Here is a 17,619-nt window from a genome sequence, read left to right on the forward strand (position 1 = left end):
CCAGGACCGACCATGATCCATGCCCTGCCCACCCAAGACTTCCTGGCCGCGGTCCAGGACTTTGACCGGCATGCGCGGCTGGGACGACAGCAAGCGCTGGGACGCGTGCCGGATCGATCGGCGCAGCGGCCCTGGAATCCGCTGCACCTGCATCCCCAGGCCTCGCGCTTGAGCAGTGAGCTGCCGCTGCGGCGGGTGGCTGGGCGATCGCTGGTGCGCATGGGCTTGTACCCCGAGCTGGGCGCGCCCGAATCAGCCTTGGCGGTGTGCCACGACCTGTACGAATTTGCCCACGAGCTGGCCCAATCGGACGATGAACATGGCGCCTGCTTTGCCGCCTTGTTCAAGGGCCACCCCATTGGCAGCGAGTTGCTCTTTGAGCACCTGCTGTGGCGCCAGTTGCAGGCCATGCATGGCGTGGACGCCCAGTACTTCGACGCGGTTGACCCGGCCAGTGTCGATGCATCCCGGGTGCAGTTCTCATTTGGCGGCCGTGTCTATGTGGTCGTGGGTCGGCACCAGGGCGTGGGCGCCATGCCGCGGCCGTCGCTGGTGTTCTACCCGGTGTGGGATCCGCGGCGATGAGGACCGAGCCCCTGGCACGCTATTGGGAGAAGCGGGACTTCGCCATCACCGCCGAGCCCCGTGGGCGGCGTGCGACCAAGGTGCAGCAGGGCTGGTCCTTCGTCATTCAAAAGCACGCGGCATCGCGCCTGCACTACGACTTCCGGCTGGAGCTGGACGGCGTGCTGGTGTCCTGGGCCGTGCCCAAGGGCCCCAGCTTTGACCCGAGCGACAAGCGCATGGCCATCCATGTGGAAGACCACCCGCTGTCGTATGGCGATTTCGAAGGGACCATCCCGCCCAAGCAATATGGCGCGGGCACCGTGATCGTGTGGGACAAGGGGCGCTGGGAGCCGGTGGGTGATCCGCACAAGGGCCTGGCACAAGGCAAGCTGGTGTTCGCCTTGCATGGGCAGAAGCTGGCGGGGCTGTGGGAGCTGGTGAAGATTGCCAAGCCGGGTGAGCGACAGGAAGCCTGGCTGCTCTTCAAAAAGCGCGACGAGTTTGCCAGGCCACGGGCCGATTACGACGTGGTGACCGCACTGCCTGACAGCGTGGTGGGCAAGCCCATCGCGGCCGCGCTACCGGCCGTGTCACCCGCCGCGCCATCGGCCCGGCCAAAAGCGCGCAAGGCTGAGTTGCCGGCCATGCTGGCCCCGCAACTGGCCACCTTGGCCACGGGTGTGCCGGCCACGGGCCAGTGGTTGTTCGAGCTCAAGTTTGATGGTTACCGTCTGCTCACGCGCATTGAGCGCGGCAAGGCCCGCCTCATCACCCGGGGCGGGCATGACTGGTCCGACAAGATGCCCCGCCTGGTCAAAGGCATCGAGCGCCTGGGCCTCAAATCGGGTTGGCTCGATGGTGAAATCGTGGTGCTTGGCGAAGACGGCGCTCCCAATTTCAACGCCTTGCAAAGTGCCTTCACCCACCACACGCATGCTGACAAGATCATCTACTTTCTGTTCGATGTGCCCTTCTTGAATGGCCAGGACTTGCGCCCCTTGCCCCTGTCAGAACGGCGGCGGCAACTCAAGGACCTGATCGACAGCCATGGCCAGGAGCCGATCCGGTTCAGCGCCGACTTCGAAGCAGACCCGGCCTCGATCCTGCAATCGGCCTGCCGCTTGAAGATGGAGGGTGTGATCGCCAAACGGGCAGACGCGCCTTACACCTCTGCCCGGTCCGAGACCTGGCTCAAGCTCAAATGCAAGCAGCGTCAGGAGTTCGTGGTGTGTGGCTACACCGACCGCAGCGATGGCCGCGCGCAGATCGGCAGCCTGCTGCTGGGTGTGCACGATGACCAGGGGGAGTTGGTGTCGGTGGGCAGCGTGGGCACTGGCTGGAGCGCGCAAGAGGCGCAAGCGCTGAAGGTGGCGCTGGCCAAGCTGCACAGCCCCCAGCCGCCGTTCAAGGCGGGCGTGAGCAAACCGGGTCGCTGGTCTCGGCGGGTGTTGGGCAGTGAGCGCTGGGTCCAGCCCAGCTTGGTGGCCGAGGTCGAGTTCGCCGAGTGGACCGCCGATGGCCAGATCAGGCATGCCTCGTACGTAGCCTTGCGAAGCGACAAGCCCGCGAAGGCCATCGTGCGCGAGGTGCCCAAAACTGTGGAGGATTCAGCCGCCATGCCTTCTTCTTCGACCGCACCCCCTTCTGCCCTGGGCAAGCTCAAGATCAGCCATGGCGAGCGCGTCATCGATCAAGCCTCAGGCACCACCAAGCTGGAGCTGGTGCGTTACTACGAGTCGGTGGCCGACTGGATCCTGCCGCACCTCAAAGGGCGGCCCTGCTCGCTGGTGCGCGGGCCCGAGGGCGTGGGTGGCCAGCTCTTCTTTCAGAAGCACGGCGGCACCATTGGCATCGCGGGCGTGCGCGAGCTTGACCCCGCGCTGTGGCCTGGCCACGAGGCCTTGATGGAAGTGGCCAGCGTGGCCGCCTTGCTGAGCGCCGCGCAGATGAACGTGATCGAGTTCCACACCTGGAACTCGCGCAGCCGCAACATCGACAAGCCCGACCGCATGGTGTTCGACCTGGACCCTGGCGAGGGCACGCCCTGGGCGCATGTCCAGGAAGCGGCCACGCTGGTGCATTCTTTCCTCAATGAATTGGGCCTGGCCTCTTGGCTCAAGACCAGTGGGGGCAAGGGCCTGCACGTGGTGGTGCCTTTGACGCCGCGCTTGACGGCTGACACGGTGAAAGCCTTTTCCAAAGTGATCGTGCAGCACCTGGCCACCACCATCCCCTCGCGCTTCGTGGCCAAGAGCGGGCCGGCCAACCGGGTGGGCAAGCTGTTCGTGGACTACCTGCGCAATGGCCATGGCGCAACCACGGCGGTGGCCTTCTCAGCCCGGGCCCGGCCCGGCTTGGGTGTCTCGATGCCCGTGGCCTGGGACGAGTTGCCCACGCTGAAAAGCGGTGCCCACTGGACGGTCGCCACGGCGCGTGATCGCCTGTCTTTCCAGAAGGACGACCCGTGGGCCGATTACTGGACACACAAGCAAACGCTGAGCGCGGCGATGAAGGCGCTGGGCTTCAGGCCCCAGGCCGACGGCGCTGCCCGCCCGCTTGCAGGCACCGGTCCAGGATGATGGCCAGTACCACGATGACCAGGCCACCCACCAGGCCTGTGCCGGGATCGTTGCGCTGCAGGCCGATCAGCACCGTTTCGCCCACGCCCCGCGCGCCAATCATGGAGGCCACAACCACCATCGCCAGCGACATCATTGCCGTCTGGTTGAGGCCTTGCAGGATGGAAGGCCAGGCCATGGGCAACTGGATGCGGCGCAAGATCTGCCAGCGCGTGGCGCCCAGCACGCGGCCGGCTTCCACCGCGTCAACCGGCACCTGGCGCAACCCCAGGTCGGTCAGGCGCACCAGGGGTGGCGCGGCATAGACCACCGTGGCCAGGATGGCGGGTACTTTACCCAGGCCGAACAGCATCGCGGCCGGGATCAGGTAGACAAAGCTGGGGATGGTCTGCATCAGGTCCAGCAGCGGCGTGGTGAGGCGGCGCAGCCACCGCGACCTGGCGCACAGCACACCCAGGGGCAGGCCCAGCACCAGGGCCAGCAGCACCGCAACCAGAACCAAGGCGATCGACTGCATGGCTTGGTCCCATTGGCCCAGCGCTCCGATGAACCACAAGCCCGTACTCACGGCCAACGCGAAGGTCCAGCGCCGGCTCAGCCACCAGGCCAGCGCGGCCAGGGCCAGCATCACGGACCAGGCCGGGGCGCCGCGCAAGGCCTGTTCCAATGGCACCAGCACGTTCAGCAAGGCTTGCGACACGGCTTCGAACTGCTCGCCATGCCGGGTCACCAACTGGTCGATGAAGGCGTTGGCGCCGTCGCGCAAAGGCGTGCCCCAATCCGGAAAGGCGGGCAGGGTGAAGGCTTGGTTCACAAGCCAGCCTTGACGCGGGCTGCCACCACTGGCGTAACCCAAGAGCCCCAGACTTCTTCATGGGTCCGCAGGAATTGCCGGGCGGCTTCGTCGGCCGTGCCTTGGCTGGCCTGCATGCCGGCCAAGGCTTGCGAGACCAGCGGGGCGGACGTGTGATACCGCTTTAGAAACGCGTACAGATTGGGCGCCCGGTCGGCAAAGGTCTTGCTGACGCCCACCACCACCTGCACCGCCGGGTAAGCCGTGGCCGCCTTGACCACGCGGGGATCGGTGGCCTGTTCAAAGGCTTGCCAGGTGGCCGCTTCAAAGGCGGGCTCGCGGAGCATCACCAGCTCCTTGCCCCACTGGCCCAGCAGCCACGAGGGCCCCCAGTAATAAAACAGGATGGGGCGTTTGCGTTTGAGGCTGGCGGTGATGGCCGCGTCCAGCGCGGCCCCGGTGCCCGGCCGGAAGTTGCTGTAGCTGGCATCCAGCCCGTAGGCCGCGAGCTTCTTGGTGTTGAACAGCTCGCACTGCCAGCCAGCGGGGCAGTTGTAGAAGCGGCCTTTGCCCGGGTCTTCCGGGTCTTTGAACAGGGCCTTGAAACGCGGCAGGTCGGTCACCGACTTGAGGCCGGGCGCGAGGGCCGCCGGGCCTTCAACCAGGTAGCGTGGCACGTACCAGCCCTGCGTGGCGTCGGCGAAATTCACGCCGGCTTCCAGCACCTTGCCGGACGCCAGCGCGGTGGTCCAGCTGGGCGGGGTGTTGGCCTTCCAGACCTCCATCACCACGTGCAGCTCGCCCCGGGCCACGCCATTGATCAAGGCCACGGTGCTGCCGGGCACGGTGTCGACCTGACAGCCGTAGCCATCGCGGATGATGCGTTGGGCCACCGCGGTGTGGAAGGCGTTCGACGCCCAATCCAGGCCCGCGAACACCACAGGTTTGGCCACCTCGCAAGGCGGCGCGGGCTGGGCGTGTGCCGTGTTCAGGCAGCCTGCCAGCGCGCAGGCGATGACCTGGGTCCAGCGCCGCGCGTTCATGCCATGCCACTCAAGATGGACCTCAGATCCTCGGGGTTCACGGGCTTGGTCAGGTGCCTGTCAAAGCCGGCGGCATCCGCGGCCTGCTTGTCCTGGGCCTGGCCCCAGCCGGTCACGGCCACGAGCAGCATGTTCGCGCCCCAAGGTTGTTGTCGGATCAGTTTGGCCACCTCGTAGCCGTTGAGCTTGGGCAGGCCGATGTCCAGCAAGGTCAGCTCGGGCAGGAACTCGCCGGCCAGGCGCAAGGCCGCCATGCCGTCGCCCGCGCTGCGCACCTCGTGCCCTTGCAGGCCGAGGAGCATCTCCAGGCTTTCTGCGGCATCCTCGTTGTCATCCACCACCAGGATGCGCTTGGCGCGGCTGGCATCGTCGTCCGGCTTGTCCGCCTTCATGGGCAGGGTGCTGGTGCCCTGAGCCAAGGGCAGTGTGACGATGAATTCACTGCCCATGCCGGGCCCGTCGCTGTGCGCTGCCACTGTGCCGCCGTGCAGCTCGACGAGGCCGCGCACCAAGGCCAGGCCAATGCCCAGGCCACCCTGTGAGCGGTCCAAGGCCGGTGTCAGTTGCGAAAACATTTCGAAGATGTTGGTCAGCTGCTCGCGGGGGATGCCCAGCCCCGAATCGCGCACGGTCACGGTCGCGCGCTCATCCGCTTGTTGGATGCCCAGCCAGATGCGGCCACCGGGCGGGGTGTACTTGGTGGCATTGTTGAGCAGGTTCAGGATGATCTGCGTGAGCCGCGTGGGGTCGGCGTCCAGCAGGATGGGTTGCTCGGGCAGGTCCACGGTCAACTCATGGCCGGCTGCTTGCACCAGGGGCGTGGCGGCTTCGAGCGCGCTGTTCACCGCTTGGACCAGTTCCACGGGTTGTCGGCGCAGCTCCAGCTTGCCCTGGGTGATGCGCGAGACCTCGAGCAAGTCGTCCACCAGGTGGGTCATGTGCTGCAACTGGCGCTCCAGCACTTCGCGTGTCCAGCGCAATTGGTTGGCGTTCAGGGCCTGGCGTTTGAGCAACTCGACCACATTGCGCATGGGCGCCAAGGGGTTGCGCAACTCGTGGGCCAGGGTGGCCAGGAACTCGTCCTTGCGGCGGTCGGCTTGTGCCAGCCGCTCGCTGATCTCCTGCCACTGGTCTTCCGAATGCTTGCGCTCGGTGATGTCAATGCCCAGGCCGTACAGGGTGGTCGGTTTGCCCTGGGCATCGTAAGCTGCGCGCCCTCGGCCTTCCATCCAGCGCCACTGTCCGCCAGCATGGCGAAAACGGAACTCGACGCTGTAGTCTGTGCCCAGCCTGATGGCCTGGTCGACCACCTGGCGAACTTTCAGCAGATCGTCTTCGTGCACGAAGTCGAAGAAGTCGGCTTCTGTGCTGGCGAAACCGTCGGTGGGCAGGCCCATGAGGACTTCGAGCTGGCTGCTCCACCAGACCTGGTTGGTGCTCAGGTTGCGTGACCAGGCGCCCATCTGGCCGCCACGCATGGCCAGGCCCAACACATCGGCCGTTTCCTGCAAGGCCCTTTGGGCCTCGTGTTGAGCGGCCAGTGCGGCCTCGGCGTTCTTGCGAGCCTGGACCAGTTCGTCCTCGTACTTGTGGCGGTCGCGGACCACGATGACAGCCAGCTCATGGTAGGTGGTGTCGCCGTGTTGCCGGCGGATGGCGTTGAGCAGCATCGGGACGTGGCTGCCATCGCGGTGCACCATGTCCAGCTTGACTTCGGCCACCGAGCCCTGGATTTGGAGCAAGGGCAACCAGTGCGTCTGGTAGAAAACGCGCCCGCCCATGGTGAACAGTTCCTGCACCCGGCGCTGGCCCACCAGGTCGTCGGCGTCCTGGCCAATCCACCGGCAGAAGGTGGCGTTGGCGCGCAAGATCGTGCCATCGGGGTTCGTCAGCAACAGGCCCGAAGCGGCTTGCTCGAAGAGCGTCTCTGCGCTGGGCAGCATCGGCGACGGGCTGGCGGGCATCGACTAGCTCTCCAGCTGCCGCAAAAACTCGCCCATGGCGTCGGCGCTGGCGCTGGGCGCGCTCAAGTGCGGGCAATGCCCCACGTTGTCGATGATGCGCAGGGTGCTGCGTGGCATGGTGCGGTGCATGTACTGGCCCACGGACTGGGGCGCGATGATGTCGTCGCTGCATTGCAGGATCAACGACGGCGTGGTGACCTGGCTCAGTTCGGCCCGGTGGTCGGACAGGAAGGTGACGCGGGCGAAATGCTTGGCGATTTCCGGGTCGGTGCGGCAAAAGCTGTTGGTCAGCTCCACGCTCAGTTCAGGTTGTTCGGGCGAGCCCATGATGGCTGGCGCCATGGTGCTGGACCAGCCCAGGTAGTTGCGCTCCAGGGTGTTCAGCAAGTCGTCGATGTCGGGGCGGGTGAAGCCGCCGATGTAGTCGCCATCGTTGATGTAGCACGGCGAGGGGCCGACCATGATCTGCGCTTTGAAGCGCTCGGGGGCGGTGGTGGACGCCAGCATGCCAATGCATGCGCTCACTGAATGGCCGACGAAGACCACGGGGCCTTCGGCGAACTCGTCGATGACCTCGATCAGGTCGGCCGCATGGCCCTGCAAGGTGCCGTACTTGTCGGTGTCGTAGGCCGACAGGTCGGAGCGGCCACTGCCCACCAGGTCGAACAGCACGGTCTTGAATCGGCCTTCGAATTGGGGTGCCAGCAGGCGCCACATGTGTTGATCGCAGCCGAAGCCATGGCCAAAGACCATGGTGGCGGGGCCACGCCCCACTGTTCGCACATTGTTGCGTGCCTGAATGCTCATCTGTTCTCCAGCAAGACCGGTGCCTCCGGTCATTCTTTCACAGCAGGTCTGCGGTTTGCCTGCTCCGAACGTGGACGCTGGTTCAATGAACCCGCTGATTTTCAATCAGGAGCAACTTATGAACCAGGCTGCAGTCATGGGCAAGGTCTTGGTGGTGGATGACTGGCGGGATGGGGCTGAAAGTCTGGCCATGCTGCTGGATTCTGCCGGTTATCAGACGGCCACGGCCTACAACGGGGCGCAGGCCGTGGAGGTGGCCAAGCACTTTGAGCCCGACACGGTCATCCTCGACATCAACATGCCCGTGATGGACGGGCCCCAGGCCGCGCGCGAATTGCGGCAGACTTTGCCGAATCGGCATTTGGTCCTGGTCGCGCTGACGGCGCTGGATCATTCATCACGGCCTGAGTTGCTGTCGGACTTCGACCTGTACCTTCAAAAGCCGTGTGACACGGCCTTGCTGCTCAAGTTGATGAGCCACCTGCATTGAAGGTGGCCAGCCCAGGCTGCCGGTGTCAGCGCCGGCCCAGGCGGGCGTGGCCCTTGAAGAAGCGCAGCATCTCGCGGGTGGCATCCGGCCCCCGCGCGTCGGTGTAAGAGCCCTGCGCGCGGCCGCCCGACCAGGCGTGCGCCGAACCGTGAACCACCCAGTGCTCGGCCACCACCTTGCCGTGGGCATCGCGGTGCTGGCGGCGCGTGTAGGCGTGGCCACGGATCGAACGCACGTGCTCTTGTTCCACCACCGTCCCGGCGGCCAAGGTGGCGACCACGTGCTCACCATTGACCGGGTGCACCGTGGTGTCGCGGTCGCCATGGAAGACGATGGTGGGTGCAGGCGTCGTCTGCTTGCGGGAGGCCGTGCGCGGCGCGCCGTTCTTCATGGCCATCAAGGCGCCGTTGACATCCCGGGCGCAGCCCACGGGCAGGCCGGAGTGAACCCCGACAGCCATGAACAGGTCCGGATAGGCCTCGCCCAGGATGGCGGCCATGGCGCCGCCAGCCGACAAGCCCGCGGCATAGACCTGACCCGGATCAATGTTGTATTGCTTCATGACTTCGCGCGTCATGTTGGCGATCAGGGCGGGCTCGCCGCGGTCGCGTTGCTGGTGGTTGTGCTTGAACCAGTTCCAGCAGCGCTGGGGATTGCCCTGCTGCGATTGCGCGGGGTAGAGCACGAAAAAGCCGTCGGCCAAGGCCGCGTCGTTCATGCCGGTGCCGGCCGCAAAGTCGTCCGGGTCTTGTGTGCAGCCGTGCAGCATCACCACCAGTGGCAAGGGCTGCCCGGTGTAGGTGGGCGGCACGTAGAGCTTGTAATCGCGCGTGCCGATGGTCTCTGCGTGGGTGGCGCGCAAGAAACGCCCGGCGGCGGGTGCGGTGGGTGGTGCCTGGCCAGGTCCATGAACCTCCCGTGCCACCACATCGATGACGGTGGGGTCAGCCTTGGCCGTCCGTTGGGCCAGTGCGTCCTGGATGGCCGCGGTGGCCGCGCCCAGGTCACCCGTCAGTGTCAGGCGTGAGGCCTGGCCCATGAGTTGTTTGAAAAGAGGATTCATTCGTGGTGTCCGGGTAAGGCGCGGTTCAGCGCAGTCGATCGGCCAGCGCGGCTTTGACGGCTGCGCTGGCATGCAGGGCGCCCATCACCGTCAACGAGTCGATGGTGGCCAAGGCCAGTTCGGGGCTGACGTCTGGGGCAATGGTGGCCAGGCCCAGCACGCGGATCTGCAAGGTCTGGCCAGCGGCCTGCACGGCACGCAGGTCATCGGCGCTGAAGTGCTGGATGCCCAGTACCAGCATCTTCCGCGCCACCACTTGCCGCACCACCTCGGCATGCGCGGACAACTGGTTGCGGATGGCTGTGCGGATCAGGTCGGTGCGGTTGGCGTAAAAGCCTTCCTGCACAAGCAGGTCGATCTGGCCCAGATCGACCACGCCGACGTTGATGGTGATTTTTTCATCCAGTGGTTTGCTGGAGGTGGCGGAGGGGCTGAGAGGAGGCATGGTGCCATCCTATCACCATCCAAGTGGATGGTGCAAGCGCGACGTTGGGTCGCCTTTGAGTAGGACAGCGCTGACAACGCTTCGCGGTGAACGCTGCTGGATATCGGACAGAGTCCTGGGCCCAATGATCCATCTCGTTCACAAGGTTTTGACATTCATGCGCATTGCTGGCGAAGCCGACGAACCAACTCCAACAACGTTCAGCTCTGAACCGGAGCGGGTGCTATTGCACATGCCGGTGGATGTGCGCAGCGCCTCGCTGGCCGTCATCGCCACCTTGCTGGGGTTGTTCGCCCTGCACTGGGCCCGCGCGGTGTTCGTTCCTTTGTTGCTGTCCATCATGTTCACTTACGCCTTGACGCCCGTGGTGGACGCCTTGTGCCGTTGGCGCCTGCCCCGCTCGTTGAGTGCTGCTGTGCTGATGCTGGGGCTGGTGTCGGCCATTGGCGCAGGGGCCTATACCTTGCAGGACGATGTCGACAACATGATCCAGTCGATGCCGGAGGCGGCGCGCACCTTGCGCAAAGCCATCCGGGGCACGCACGCACAAACCGACAGCAACATGGACAAGATGCAGAAAGCCGCCAACCAGTTGCAGTTGGCGGCCGAGCAGTTGAGCCAGGTCAACGCCTCGGGCGGCGCGGGCATCACCCGCGTGCGGATCGAGAAACCAGCCTTCAACATCAATGACTACGTGGTGGTGGGCACCTTGAGCATCGTGGAGATGATCGGCCAGTTCACGGCCGTGTGCTTCATCACCTACTTCATGCTGGCCTCGGGCGACATCTTCCGGCGCAAGCTGGCGCACATCGCCGGGCCGAACTTCGCCAAACGCAAGATCACGGTGCAGGCCCTCAACGAGATCACGCAACAGGTGCGGCGTTACCTGGTGGTGCAGATCGTCACCAGCATCGGCGTGGGCCTGGCCACCAGCTTGGCCTTCTGGGCCATTGGCCTCAAGCACGTGGCGGTGTGGGGCATTGCCGCGGCGGTGCTCAACCTGATCCCCTACTTGGGCTCGATCGCCATCTGCGTGTTGTCGGCCATCGTGGCGCTGACGCAGTTCGGCTCGATCGACAAGGCCGTGCTGGTGGCCGGTGTGTCGGTGCTCTTGCACGTGATCTCCGGCTACATGATCACGCCCTGGCTCACCAGCCGCACCAGCCGCCTGAACACCGTGGTGGTGTTCGTGGGCATGCTGGCCTGGGGTTGGTTGTGGGGCGTGTGGGGCCTGCTGCTGGGCACGCCCATCCTGATGGCCATCAAGGCCGTGTGCGACCGGGTGGACGAGCTCAAGGCGGTGGGTGAGTTGATGGGCGGGATCGAGCCCGCCAAGGACAACGCCGCCATCAACGTGCCCTGAGCGGGCACGTCCCGCTCAGGCGTTCAAGCCCGTTCCACCTCGGGCAGGATCGCCAGCGTTTGAGCAGGGCCAAAGATGGTGGCGAAGGCCACGTCCTTGGCGTCGCGGCCGGTGGCGATCAGCACCAGGTCACGGGGCTCCGACATGCGCGTCGGGTCAAACAACTCCCAGCGCCCGCCCACATAGGCCTCGAACATGGCGTGGAAGTCGGGAGGCGGCGTGTCGAACATGGCATAGCCCACGGCCAGCCGCGCCGGGATGTTGAGCGCGCGGCAGAAGGTCACGCCCAAGTGCGCGAAGTCACGGCACACGCCGGCGTGCTTCAGGAACACGTCGCAGGCCGTGCTGGTGCTGTCGGTCGAGCCCGTGCGGTACTCGATGTTCTGATGGATCCATTCGCAGATGGCCTCCACCCGCGCACAGCCCGGTGGGATGGCGCCAAACAGCTTGACCGCGGCCGAGGCCAGCAGGTCGGATTCGCAATACCGCGTGGGCATCAGGTTGTGCAGCACCTCGTCCGGCAACTCGGCGATGGGCAGCTCGGGGGCCTTGCGCCGGCGAGGCGGCCGGCTGACCGCCACCTTGGCCCTGTAGCGCAAGGTCAGCGTGCCGGCCTTGGCCTGCACGCGCAGGAAGCGTTGACCCGCATGCGGGTCTTCATAGATCCGGTAGTGGGCGCTGGGCGTGATCTTGAAAGATTCAGACTGGATGTGTTGGTCAGCCCCCTCCAGCACGTGGATCTGGAACACGAAGTCGGTGGTCTGGGCCAGTTTGTAAGACAGCTTGCAGTCGACGTTGAACAACCGTGGCGTGATGCTCATGATGTGCGCTCGGCACGGCGGAGCGGGGGGCCCCCGCGAACGCGTCGCGAGAGCTGGGCCACCAGGGCCAGGCTGCTGGCGAGGTACTGGTCATCGCTGAGGGGTTGGGGGCGTTGGCGCGGCCGTTTGGAATGGTGGTAAGACTTTGTCATGGTGGTCAAGGAAAAAACTGATCTGTCAGGCGTTGGCAAACGGCGTGCCTGCAAACTGTTTGGCCACGAATGACCAGATCATGCGAGAGGCATCCGGCCCTTGGGCATCGCTGTAGGCCTGCCGTGCATGGCCTCCGCTCCACGCGTGTGCCAGGCCGCCGATGCTGCACAGCGTGGCCACAGTGCGGCCGCCACGCACCTTGAAGTCGGTGACCGTCATGGGGTGGCGTCGTCCCCGGCTGACCTGGCGGCTTTTCTCCACGTGGGGCCCAGCCGCCTCGGCCCACAGCTTGGCGGCCGCCTGGCCATTGCTGGCCGCCACGATGGCATCGCGGTCGCCGTGGATGACCAGCAGCGCGGGCCAGTGGGTGTGGGTGGACAAGGCCTGCGTGGCGCCCCGGCCCCGCATCGCGGCCAGCGCCGACACCGAGGATTCGGCCGCCCCGGGCGGCACGCCCGAGTGCATGGCCACGGCCTTGAACTGATCGGGGTAACGCGTCACCATCAGGGCGGCCATGCTCGCTCCCGCCGACATGCCCGCGATGGCCATGCGCTCGGGGTCCACCGGGTAGAGCAAGCGCACTTGCTGCACGGCCGCCATCAGGATGGCCGCCTCGCCATAGGCCACTTTGGTGCGCGTGCCGTACCAGTTCCAGCAGCCTTGGGGGTTGGCCCGGCGGTCCTGCTCGGGGTACAGCACCAGGAAGCGTTCACGCGCGGCCAGGCGGTTCATGCGCGTGCTGAGCGCGAACGATTCGGCATCCTGGCCGCAGCCATGCAGCATCACCAGCAAGGGCAGGCGTTCATGCAATTGAACGCCGTGCGGTTTGAACAGATGGTAGCGGCGCGCGCCCATGGGCGACAGCGCCACCCCGGGGATCCAGTCGCCCTGCGCTTGGCCGCGTGGTGCCTTGGCCTTGGCGGTGGGGCGCAGCGACCGCTTCAAGGCCTGACTCCCGGCCTTGACCGTGCGCTGGGTGAGGGCGCCGACCGCCCGCTGGAAGGAGCGGCTCCAGATGGATTGTGGTGATCGCCTCGCCATTGACCTGACCTCGTGACTGCACTCCACTGTGGCGCACGATGGGTCGGGCGACCACCGGACAGCCGCCCCGGATCTTGTAGGACATTGCCGCGTCTTGCACTCAGGACGCCAGGAATGGCCGCAACTGTCCGACAATTCCAAGGCCTTCCTCTTGCCTTTCACTCGGATTCCCAGATGCCCGAAAAGACTTCCCTTGAGACAGCGCATTTCCAACGTGTTCTGAAGCGGCACCTTGCCTTGCCCCTGGCTGTAGGCGCGTTCAGCGCCATGGTGTTCATCGGGTTGATCTTTTTCCTGCTCTCGCAGCTCAATTGGGTCGAGCACACACAGCGCGTCATCGGCAATGCCAACGAGCTGAAAACGGTGATCGTGGACCAGGAGACCGGCACACGCGGCTTCCTGCTCACGGGCGAGGACAAGTTCCTGTCGCCCTACAACCTGGCCAAGCCCAAGATGGCCTCCGAGCTGGCGAGCTTGAAAGCGCTGGTGCAAGACAACCAGCATCAGCTGGACCGGCTCAACCGCATCGAGGCACTGCAAAGGCAATGGGACGAGTTTGCCCAGCGCATCATCGAGCTGCGGCGAAGCCAGGGCGACTACTTGAGCATCATCCGGGCGGAAACTGGCAAGCAGCTGTTCGACGAAATCCGCCGTGAAGTGCGCGACTTCCTCAACGAGGAAGACAAGCTCCTGCAAGAGCGCAATGAAATCGCGCGCAGCACCACCTTTTGGGTGATTGTGTCGTACGTGAGCCTGGTGCTGATCCTGAGCGGGCTCATCGCGCTGAGTGGGCGTCGTCAGATCATGACCCTGTCCGAGAACTACGGCGATGCGCTGCGCCAGCATGTGCTCAGCACCAAGGCTTTGCAAGAGAAGGCGTGGTTTCGCATCGGCCAGACCCAGTTGGCCGAGCGCCTGCTGGGGCAGCTGGCCTTGCCGGTGCTCAGCCGCCAGGTGCTGGAGTTCATGGCCGGCTACCTGGGCGTGGCCGTGGCCGCCTTGTACGTGCGAAACGCCGCGGGCAAGCTGCACCGCGTGGGGACCTATGGTTTCAGCAAAGAGCTGGAAGCGCAAGAGCAAAGCCTTGACCTTGACCACGGCCTGGTGGGTCAAGTGGCCAAGGATGGGCAGCTCAAGCATATTCCGCAGGTGCCCGATCACCACTTCCAGGTCACCACGGGCCTGAGCACGGGCGCCCCCACCGACGTGGTGCTGCTGCCCATCAGCAACGATGGGCAGGTCAATGGCGTGATCGAGCTGGGCTTCATGCGGCCCGTGGTGGAGCGGGATCTGGAGCTGCTGCGCATCCTGGCCACCAACGTCGGGGCCTCGGTCGAGGCGGCGCAGTACCGGCAGCGACTGCAGGATGCGCTCGAAGAAACGCATCAGCTCAATGAAGAGCTGCAGACCCAGCAGGAAGAGCTGCGCACCGCCAACGAAGAGCTGGAAGAGCAGTCGAGGGTGCTGAATGAATCGCAGACCAACCTGGAGCACCAGCAGGCCGAGCTCGAGCAGATCAATGTGCAGCTGACCGAGCAGGCCCTGCTGGTCGATCGGAAGAACGAAGCCCTCAAGCAGGCGCAGAGCGAACTCGAGAACCGGGCTGACGAGCTGCAGCGAGCCAGCCGCTACAAGTCCGAATTCCTGGCCAACATGTCGCATGAGTTGCGCACGCCGCTGAACAGCTCGCTGATCCTGGCCAAGCTCTTGTGGGACAACAAGGCGGGCAACCTCAACGAAGAGCAGATCAAGTTCGCCAAGACCATCTATGGCGCGGGCAATGACCTGCTCACGCTGATCAATGACATCCTGGACATTTCCAAGGTCGAAGCTGGCAAGCTGGAGCTGACGCCTCAGGCGGTGTCGTTGAACAGCCTGGTGGAGTCCTTGCGCATGACCTTCACGCCGCTGGCCGACGACAAGCACCTGGCGTTCGACATCCAGGTGGCGGCCGATGCGCCCGTGTCGATCTTCACCGACCGCCAGCGGGTCGAGCAGATCCTCAAGAACCTGTTGTCCAACGCCATCAAGTTCACCGACAAGGGCAAGATCTCGATGACGGTGCAGGGCCGTGCCGATGGCCGCCTGGCCTTTGCCGTGTCGGACTCGGGCATTGGCATCGCACCGGAACAGCAAGAGGTCATCTTCGAAGCCTTCCGCCAGGCCGATGGCACCATCAACCGGCAGTACGGTGGCACGGGCCTGGGCTTGTCCATCTCACGCGAACTGGCGGGCTTGCTGGGCGGCGCCATCTACGTGGACAGCGAGCCCGGGCGGGGCAGCACCTTCACGCTGGACCTGCCGCAGCGGTGGGTGGACACCAGCGGCGCCGACACCACGCCGCCGCCCGCGCCCACCCCGCGCCCCGCGCCTGCCAGCGCGCGCGCGCTGCCGGCTGCCCCTGTCGTGGCCAACCCTCCGCCCGAGAGCGAGACCATCCCAAGCTTTGCCGACGACCGGCAGGCCATCTCGGCGGCAGCGCGCCTGGTGCTGGTCATCGAGGACGATCCCCAATTCGCCGCCATCCTGTTCGACCTGGCCCACGAGATGAATTACCAGTGCCTGGTGGCCCACGGCGCGGCCGAAGGATTCGAGCTGGCCACGCGGCACCTGCCCCACGCCATCTTGCTGGACATCCGCCTGCCAGACGACTCGGGCCTGGCGGTGTTGCAGCAGCTCAAGGACCACCCGCAGACGCGCCACATCCCAGTGCACATCGTGGCCGCCGAGGATGTCAGCGAGGTGGCGCTGCACATGGGGGCCATCGGGTTCGCCATGAAGCCCACCACACGTGAAGCCTTGAAAGAGGTCTTCAACAAGCTGGAAGAAAAAAGCGCCAAGAAGGTCAAGCGCGTGCTGGTGGTGGAAGACGATGCCCGTCAGCGCGACAGCATCGTGCACCTGATCGGCGACGACGACATCGAGATCGCGGCCGTCGAGCGCGGCGAGCAGGCCCTGGACCTGCTGCGCGAGACGGTGTTCGACTGCATGGTCATCGACCTGAAACTGCCGGACATGGATGGCAGCGAGTTGCTGGAGCGCATGACGCGCGAGGACATCTGCTCCTTCCCGCCCGTCATCGTCTACACCGGCCGCAACCTGACCCGCCAGGAGGAGACCGAGCTGAACAAGTATTCGCGCTCCATCATCATCAAGGGAGCGCGTTCGCCCGAGCGTCTGCTCGATGAAGTGACGCTGTTCCTGCACACCGTCGAGTCGCAGCTGTCGGCCGAACGCCAGACCATGCTCAAGACCGCGCGCAACCGCGACAAGGTGCTGGAAGGCCGCAAGGTGCTGCTGGTCGATGACGATGTGCGCAACATATTCGCCCTGACCAGTGCCCTGGAGCAGCGCGGCCTGCTGGTCGAGGTGGGCCGCAATGGCTTCGAAGCCCTGGCCAAGCTGGACGAAGTGGGCGACATCGACCTGGTGCTGATGGACATCATGATGCCCGGCATGGATGGTCTGGAGGCCACGCGCCGCCTGCGGGCCAACCCCGCGTTCGCCAAGCTGCCCGTCATCGCGATCACGGCCAAGGCCATGAAGGATGACCAGGAGCAATGCCGCCGCGCGGGCATCAACGACTACCTGGCCAAGCCGGTGGAGCTGGAACGCCTGTTCTCGCTCTTGCGGGTCTGGATGCCCGCCATGCAAAGGCTTTGACCCACCATGCCGCACGTCGACCTTGAACTGCGTTTGCTGATGGAGGCGATCTACGCCAAGTACAGCCATGACTTTCGCGACTACTCCGGGTCGTCGCAAAAGCGCCGTGTGCTGTATGCCTTGCAGCAGTTGGAGTGCGACACCATCTCCACCTTGCAATCCAAGGTGCTGCACGACCCGACGGCCTTCCAGAAGCTGCTGGACATCCTGACCATCCCCTTCAGCGAGATGTTCCGCGATCCCAGCTACTTCCTGGCCTTGCGCCAGCATGTCATGCCGGTGTTGCGCACCTACCCGTCTCTGAAGGTGTGGATCGCCGGGTGCAGCACGGGCGAAGAGGTCTACTCCATGGCCATCCTGTTGCGCGAGGAAGGCCTGCTCGAGCGCACCATGGTCTATGCCACCGACATCAACCCGGCCTCGCTCGAGAAAGCGCGCCAGGGCATTTTCCAGTTGGCCAATGTGCAAGCCTTCACCGCCAATTACCAGGCGGCGGGCGGTACGGCGGCTTTTTCCGATTACTACACGGCGGCCTACAACGCCGTGCGCTTTGACCGCACGCTGACCGACAACATCACCTTTGCCGACCACAGCCTGGCCACAGACCACGTGTTCTCGGAGATGCACCTGGTGTGCTGCCGCAATGTGCTGATCTATTTCAAGCGCAATCTGCAGGACCGGGCCCTGGGCCTGTTCCACGAGTCGCTGTGCCACCGGGGCTTCCTGGGCCTGGGGTCGAAAGAGAGCCTGGATTTTTCAGCGTTCGCCGACCGGTTCGAGCCCGTGGTCAAGGCCGAGCGCCTGTTCCGCAAGCGTTGAGGAGCGCC

At 65.2% G+C, this 17,619-nt stretch carries 14 protein-coding genes; 6 read left to right on the plus strand and 8 right to left on the minus strand.

Annotated elements, in window-relative coordinates:
• The first annotated feature begins 12 nt into the window (after positions 1-12).
• A complete protein-coding gene (locus tag LQ232_RS10040; protein ID WP_230180181.1) occupies positions 13-585 on the plus strand; it encodes a YqcI/YcgG family protein in 573 nt (190 codons plus the stop codon).
• A complete protein-coding gene (gene ligD, locus LQ232_RS10045) occupies positions 582-3,146 on the plus strand; it encodes a DNA ligase D (RefSeq protein WP_230180182.1) in 2,565 nt (854 codons plus the stop codon). Before LQ232_RS10040 ends, ligD begins: the two co-directional genes overlap by 4 nt.
• Here ligD and LQ232_RS10050 read toward each other — a convergent pair.
• Genes LQ232_RS10050 through LQ232_RS10065 form a run of 4 tightly spaced genes read right to left on the minus strand, consistent with a single transcriptional unit; the run spans position 3,091 to position 7,753 of the window.
• Positions 3,091-3,960 carry a proline/glycine betaine ABC transporter permease gene (locus LQ232_RS10050; protein WP_230180183.1) on the minus strand — a complete coding sequence of 290 codons (870 nt, stop codon included), beginning with the start codon at positions 3,958-3,960 and terminating at the stop codon, positions 3,091-3,093. The genes ligD and LQ232_RS10050 overlap by 56 nt on opposite strands.
• Complete coding sequence (locus LQ232_RS10055) at positions 3,957-4,982, minus strand: ABC transporter substrate-binding protein (RefSeq protein WP_230180184.1); 1,026 nt, start codon at positions 4,980-4,982, stop codon at positions 3,957-3,959. Before LQ232_RS10055 ends, LQ232_RS10050 begins: the two co-directional genes overlap by 4 nt.
• A complete protein-coding gene (locus LQ232_RS10060) occupies positions 4,979-6,946 on the minus strand; it encodes an ATP-binding protein (protein WP_230180185.1) in 1,968 nt (655 codons plus the stop codon). Before LQ232_RS10060 ends, LQ232_RS10055 begins: the two co-directional genes overlap by 4 nt.
• A gap of 3 nt (positions 6,947-6,949) precedes the next feature.
• The gene (locus tag LQ232_RS10065) at positions 6,950-7,753 is read right to left on the minus strand and encodes an alpha/beta fold hydrolase (RefSeq protein ID WP_230180186.1); all 804 of its coding nucleotides are present in this window, start codon (positions 7,751-7,753) and stop codon (positions 6,950-6,952) included.
• Between the two features lie 118 nt (positions 7,754-7,871).
• On the opposite strand from LQ232_RS10065, the gene LQ232_RS10070 reads away from it, so the two are divergent.
• Complete coding sequence (locus LQ232_RS10070) at positions 7,872-8,243, plus strand: response regulator (protein WP_230180187.1); 372 nt, start codon at positions 7,872-7,874, stop codon at positions 8,241-8,243.
• 25 nt (positions 8,244-8,268) lie between these two features.
• Here the strand turns inward: LQ232_RS10070 and LQ232_RS10075 are convergent, their stop codons facing one another.
• The gene (locus LQ232_RS10075) at positions 8,269-9,306 is read right to left on the minus strand and encodes a PHB depolymerase family esterase (RefSeq protein ID WP_230180188.1); all 1,038 of its coding nucleotides are present in this window, start codon (positions 9,304-9,306) and stop codon (positions 8,269-8,271) included.
• A 25-nt stretch (positions 9,307-9,331) separates the two neighbouring features.
• Positions 9,332-9,751, minus strand: a complete 420-nt coding sequence (locus LQ232_RS10080) for a CopG family transcriptional regulator (protein ID WP_230180189.1) — start codon at positions 9,749-9,751, stop codon at positions 9,332-9,334.
• 157 nt (positions 9,752-9,908) lie between these two features.
• On the opposite strand from LQ232_RS10080, the gene LQ232_RS10085 reads away from it, so the two are divergent.
• Positions 9,909-11,114 (plus strand): AI-2E family transporter, encoded by a 1,206-nt coding sequence (locus LQ232_RS10085; RefSeq protein WP_230180190.1) that lies wholly within the window; start codon positions 9,909-9,911, stop codon positions 11,112-11,114.
• Between the two features lie 23 nt (positions 11,115-11,137).
• Here the strand turns inward: LQ232_RS10085 and LQ232_RS10090 are convergent, their stop codons facing one another.
• Entirely contained in the window at positions 11,138-11,935 is a 798-nt protein-coding gene (locus LQ232_RS10090) for a transglutaminase family protein (RefSeq protein WP_230180191.1), read from the minus strand.
• 177 nt (positions 11,936-12,112) lie between these two features.
• Entirely contained in the window at positions 12,113-13,129 is a 1,017-nt protein-coding gene (locus LQ232_RS10095; RefSeq protein ID WP_230180192.1) for a PHB depolymerase family esterase, read from the minus strand.
• A gap of 174 nt (positions 13,130-13,303) precedes the next feature.
• Between LQ232_RS10095 and LQ232_RS10100 the strand changes: the two genes are divergently transcribed.
• Together LQ232_RS10100 and LQ232_RS10105 are read left to right on the plus strand one after the other, a co-directional pair.
• Positions 13,304-16,792 (plus strand): response regulator, encoded by a 3,489-nt coding sequence (locus LQ232_RS10100; protein ID WP_230180193.1) that lies wholly within the window; start codon positions 13,304-13,306, stop codon positions 16,790-16,792.
• 6 nt (positions 16,793-16,798) lie between these two features.
• Complete coding sequence (locus LQ232_RS10105) at positions 16,799-17,611, plus strand: protein-glutamate O-methyltransferase CheR (RefSeq protein WP_230180194.1); 813 nt, start codon at positions 16,799-16,801, stop codon at positions 17,609-17,611.
• Positions 17,612-17,619: the final 8 nt, after the last annotated feature.

The organism is Aquabacterium sp. CECT 9606 (assembly GCF_918741295.1).
Taxonomy (GTDB): Bacteria; Pseudomonadota; Gammaproteobacteria; order Burkholderiales; family Burkholderiaceae_C; genus Aquabacterium.

Bases quoted from the DNA above. Each gene is read 5' to 3' on its own strand.
- LQ232_RS10040 (WP_230180181.1), top strand. From the start codon at position 13: ATGATCCATGCCCTGCCCACCCAAGACTTCCTGGCCGCGGTCCAGGAC.
- ligD (WP_230180182.1), top strand. From the start codon at position 582: ATGAGGACCGAGCCCCTGGCACGCTATTGGGAGAAGCGGGACTTCGCC.
- LQ232_RS10055 (WP_230180184.1), bottom strand. From the start codon at position 4,982: ATGAACGCGCGGCGCTGGACCCAGGTCATCGCCTGCGCGCTGGCAGGC.
- LQ232_RS10060 (WP_230180185.1), bottom strand. From the start codon at position 6,946: ATGCCCGCCAGCCCGTCGCCGATGCTGCCCAGCGCAGAGACGCTCTTC.
- LQ232_RS10065 (WP_230180186.1), bottom strand. From the start codon at position 7,753: ATGAGCATTCAGGCACGCAACAATGTGCGAACAGTGGGGCGTGGCCCC.
- LQ232_RS10070 (WP_230180187.1), top strand. From the start codon at position 7,872: ATGAACCAGGCTGCAGTCATGGGCAAGGTCTTGGTGGTGGATGACTGG.
- LQ232_RS10075 (WP_230180188.1), bottom strand. From the start codon at position 9,306: ATGAATCCTCTTTTCAAACAACTCATGGGCCAGGCCTCACGCCTGACA.
- LQ232_RS10080 (WP_230180189.1), bottom strand. From the start codon at position 9,751: ATGCCTCCTCTCAGCCCCTCCGCCACCTCCAGCAAACCACTGGATGAA.
- LQ232_RS10085 (WP_230180190.1), top strand. From the start codon at position 9,909: ATGCGCATTGCTGGCGAAGCCGACGAACCAACTCCAACAACGTTCAGC.
- LQ232_RS10090 (WP_230180191.1), bottom strand. From the start codon at position 11,935: ATGAGCATCACGCCACGGTTGTTCAACGTCGACTGCAAGCTGTCTTAC.
- LQ232_RS10095 (WP_230180192.1), bottom strand. From the start codon at position 13,129: ATGGCGAGGCGATCACCACAATCCATCTGGAGCCGCTCCTTCCAGCGG.
- LQ232_RS10100 (WP_230180193.1), top strand. From the start codon at position 13,304: ATGCCCGAAAAGACTTCCCTTGAGACAGCGCATTTCCAACGTGTTCTG.
- LQ232_RS10105 (WP_230180194.1), top strand. From the start codon at position 16,799: ATGCCGCACGTCGACCTTGAACTGCGTTTGCTGATGGAGGCGATCTAC.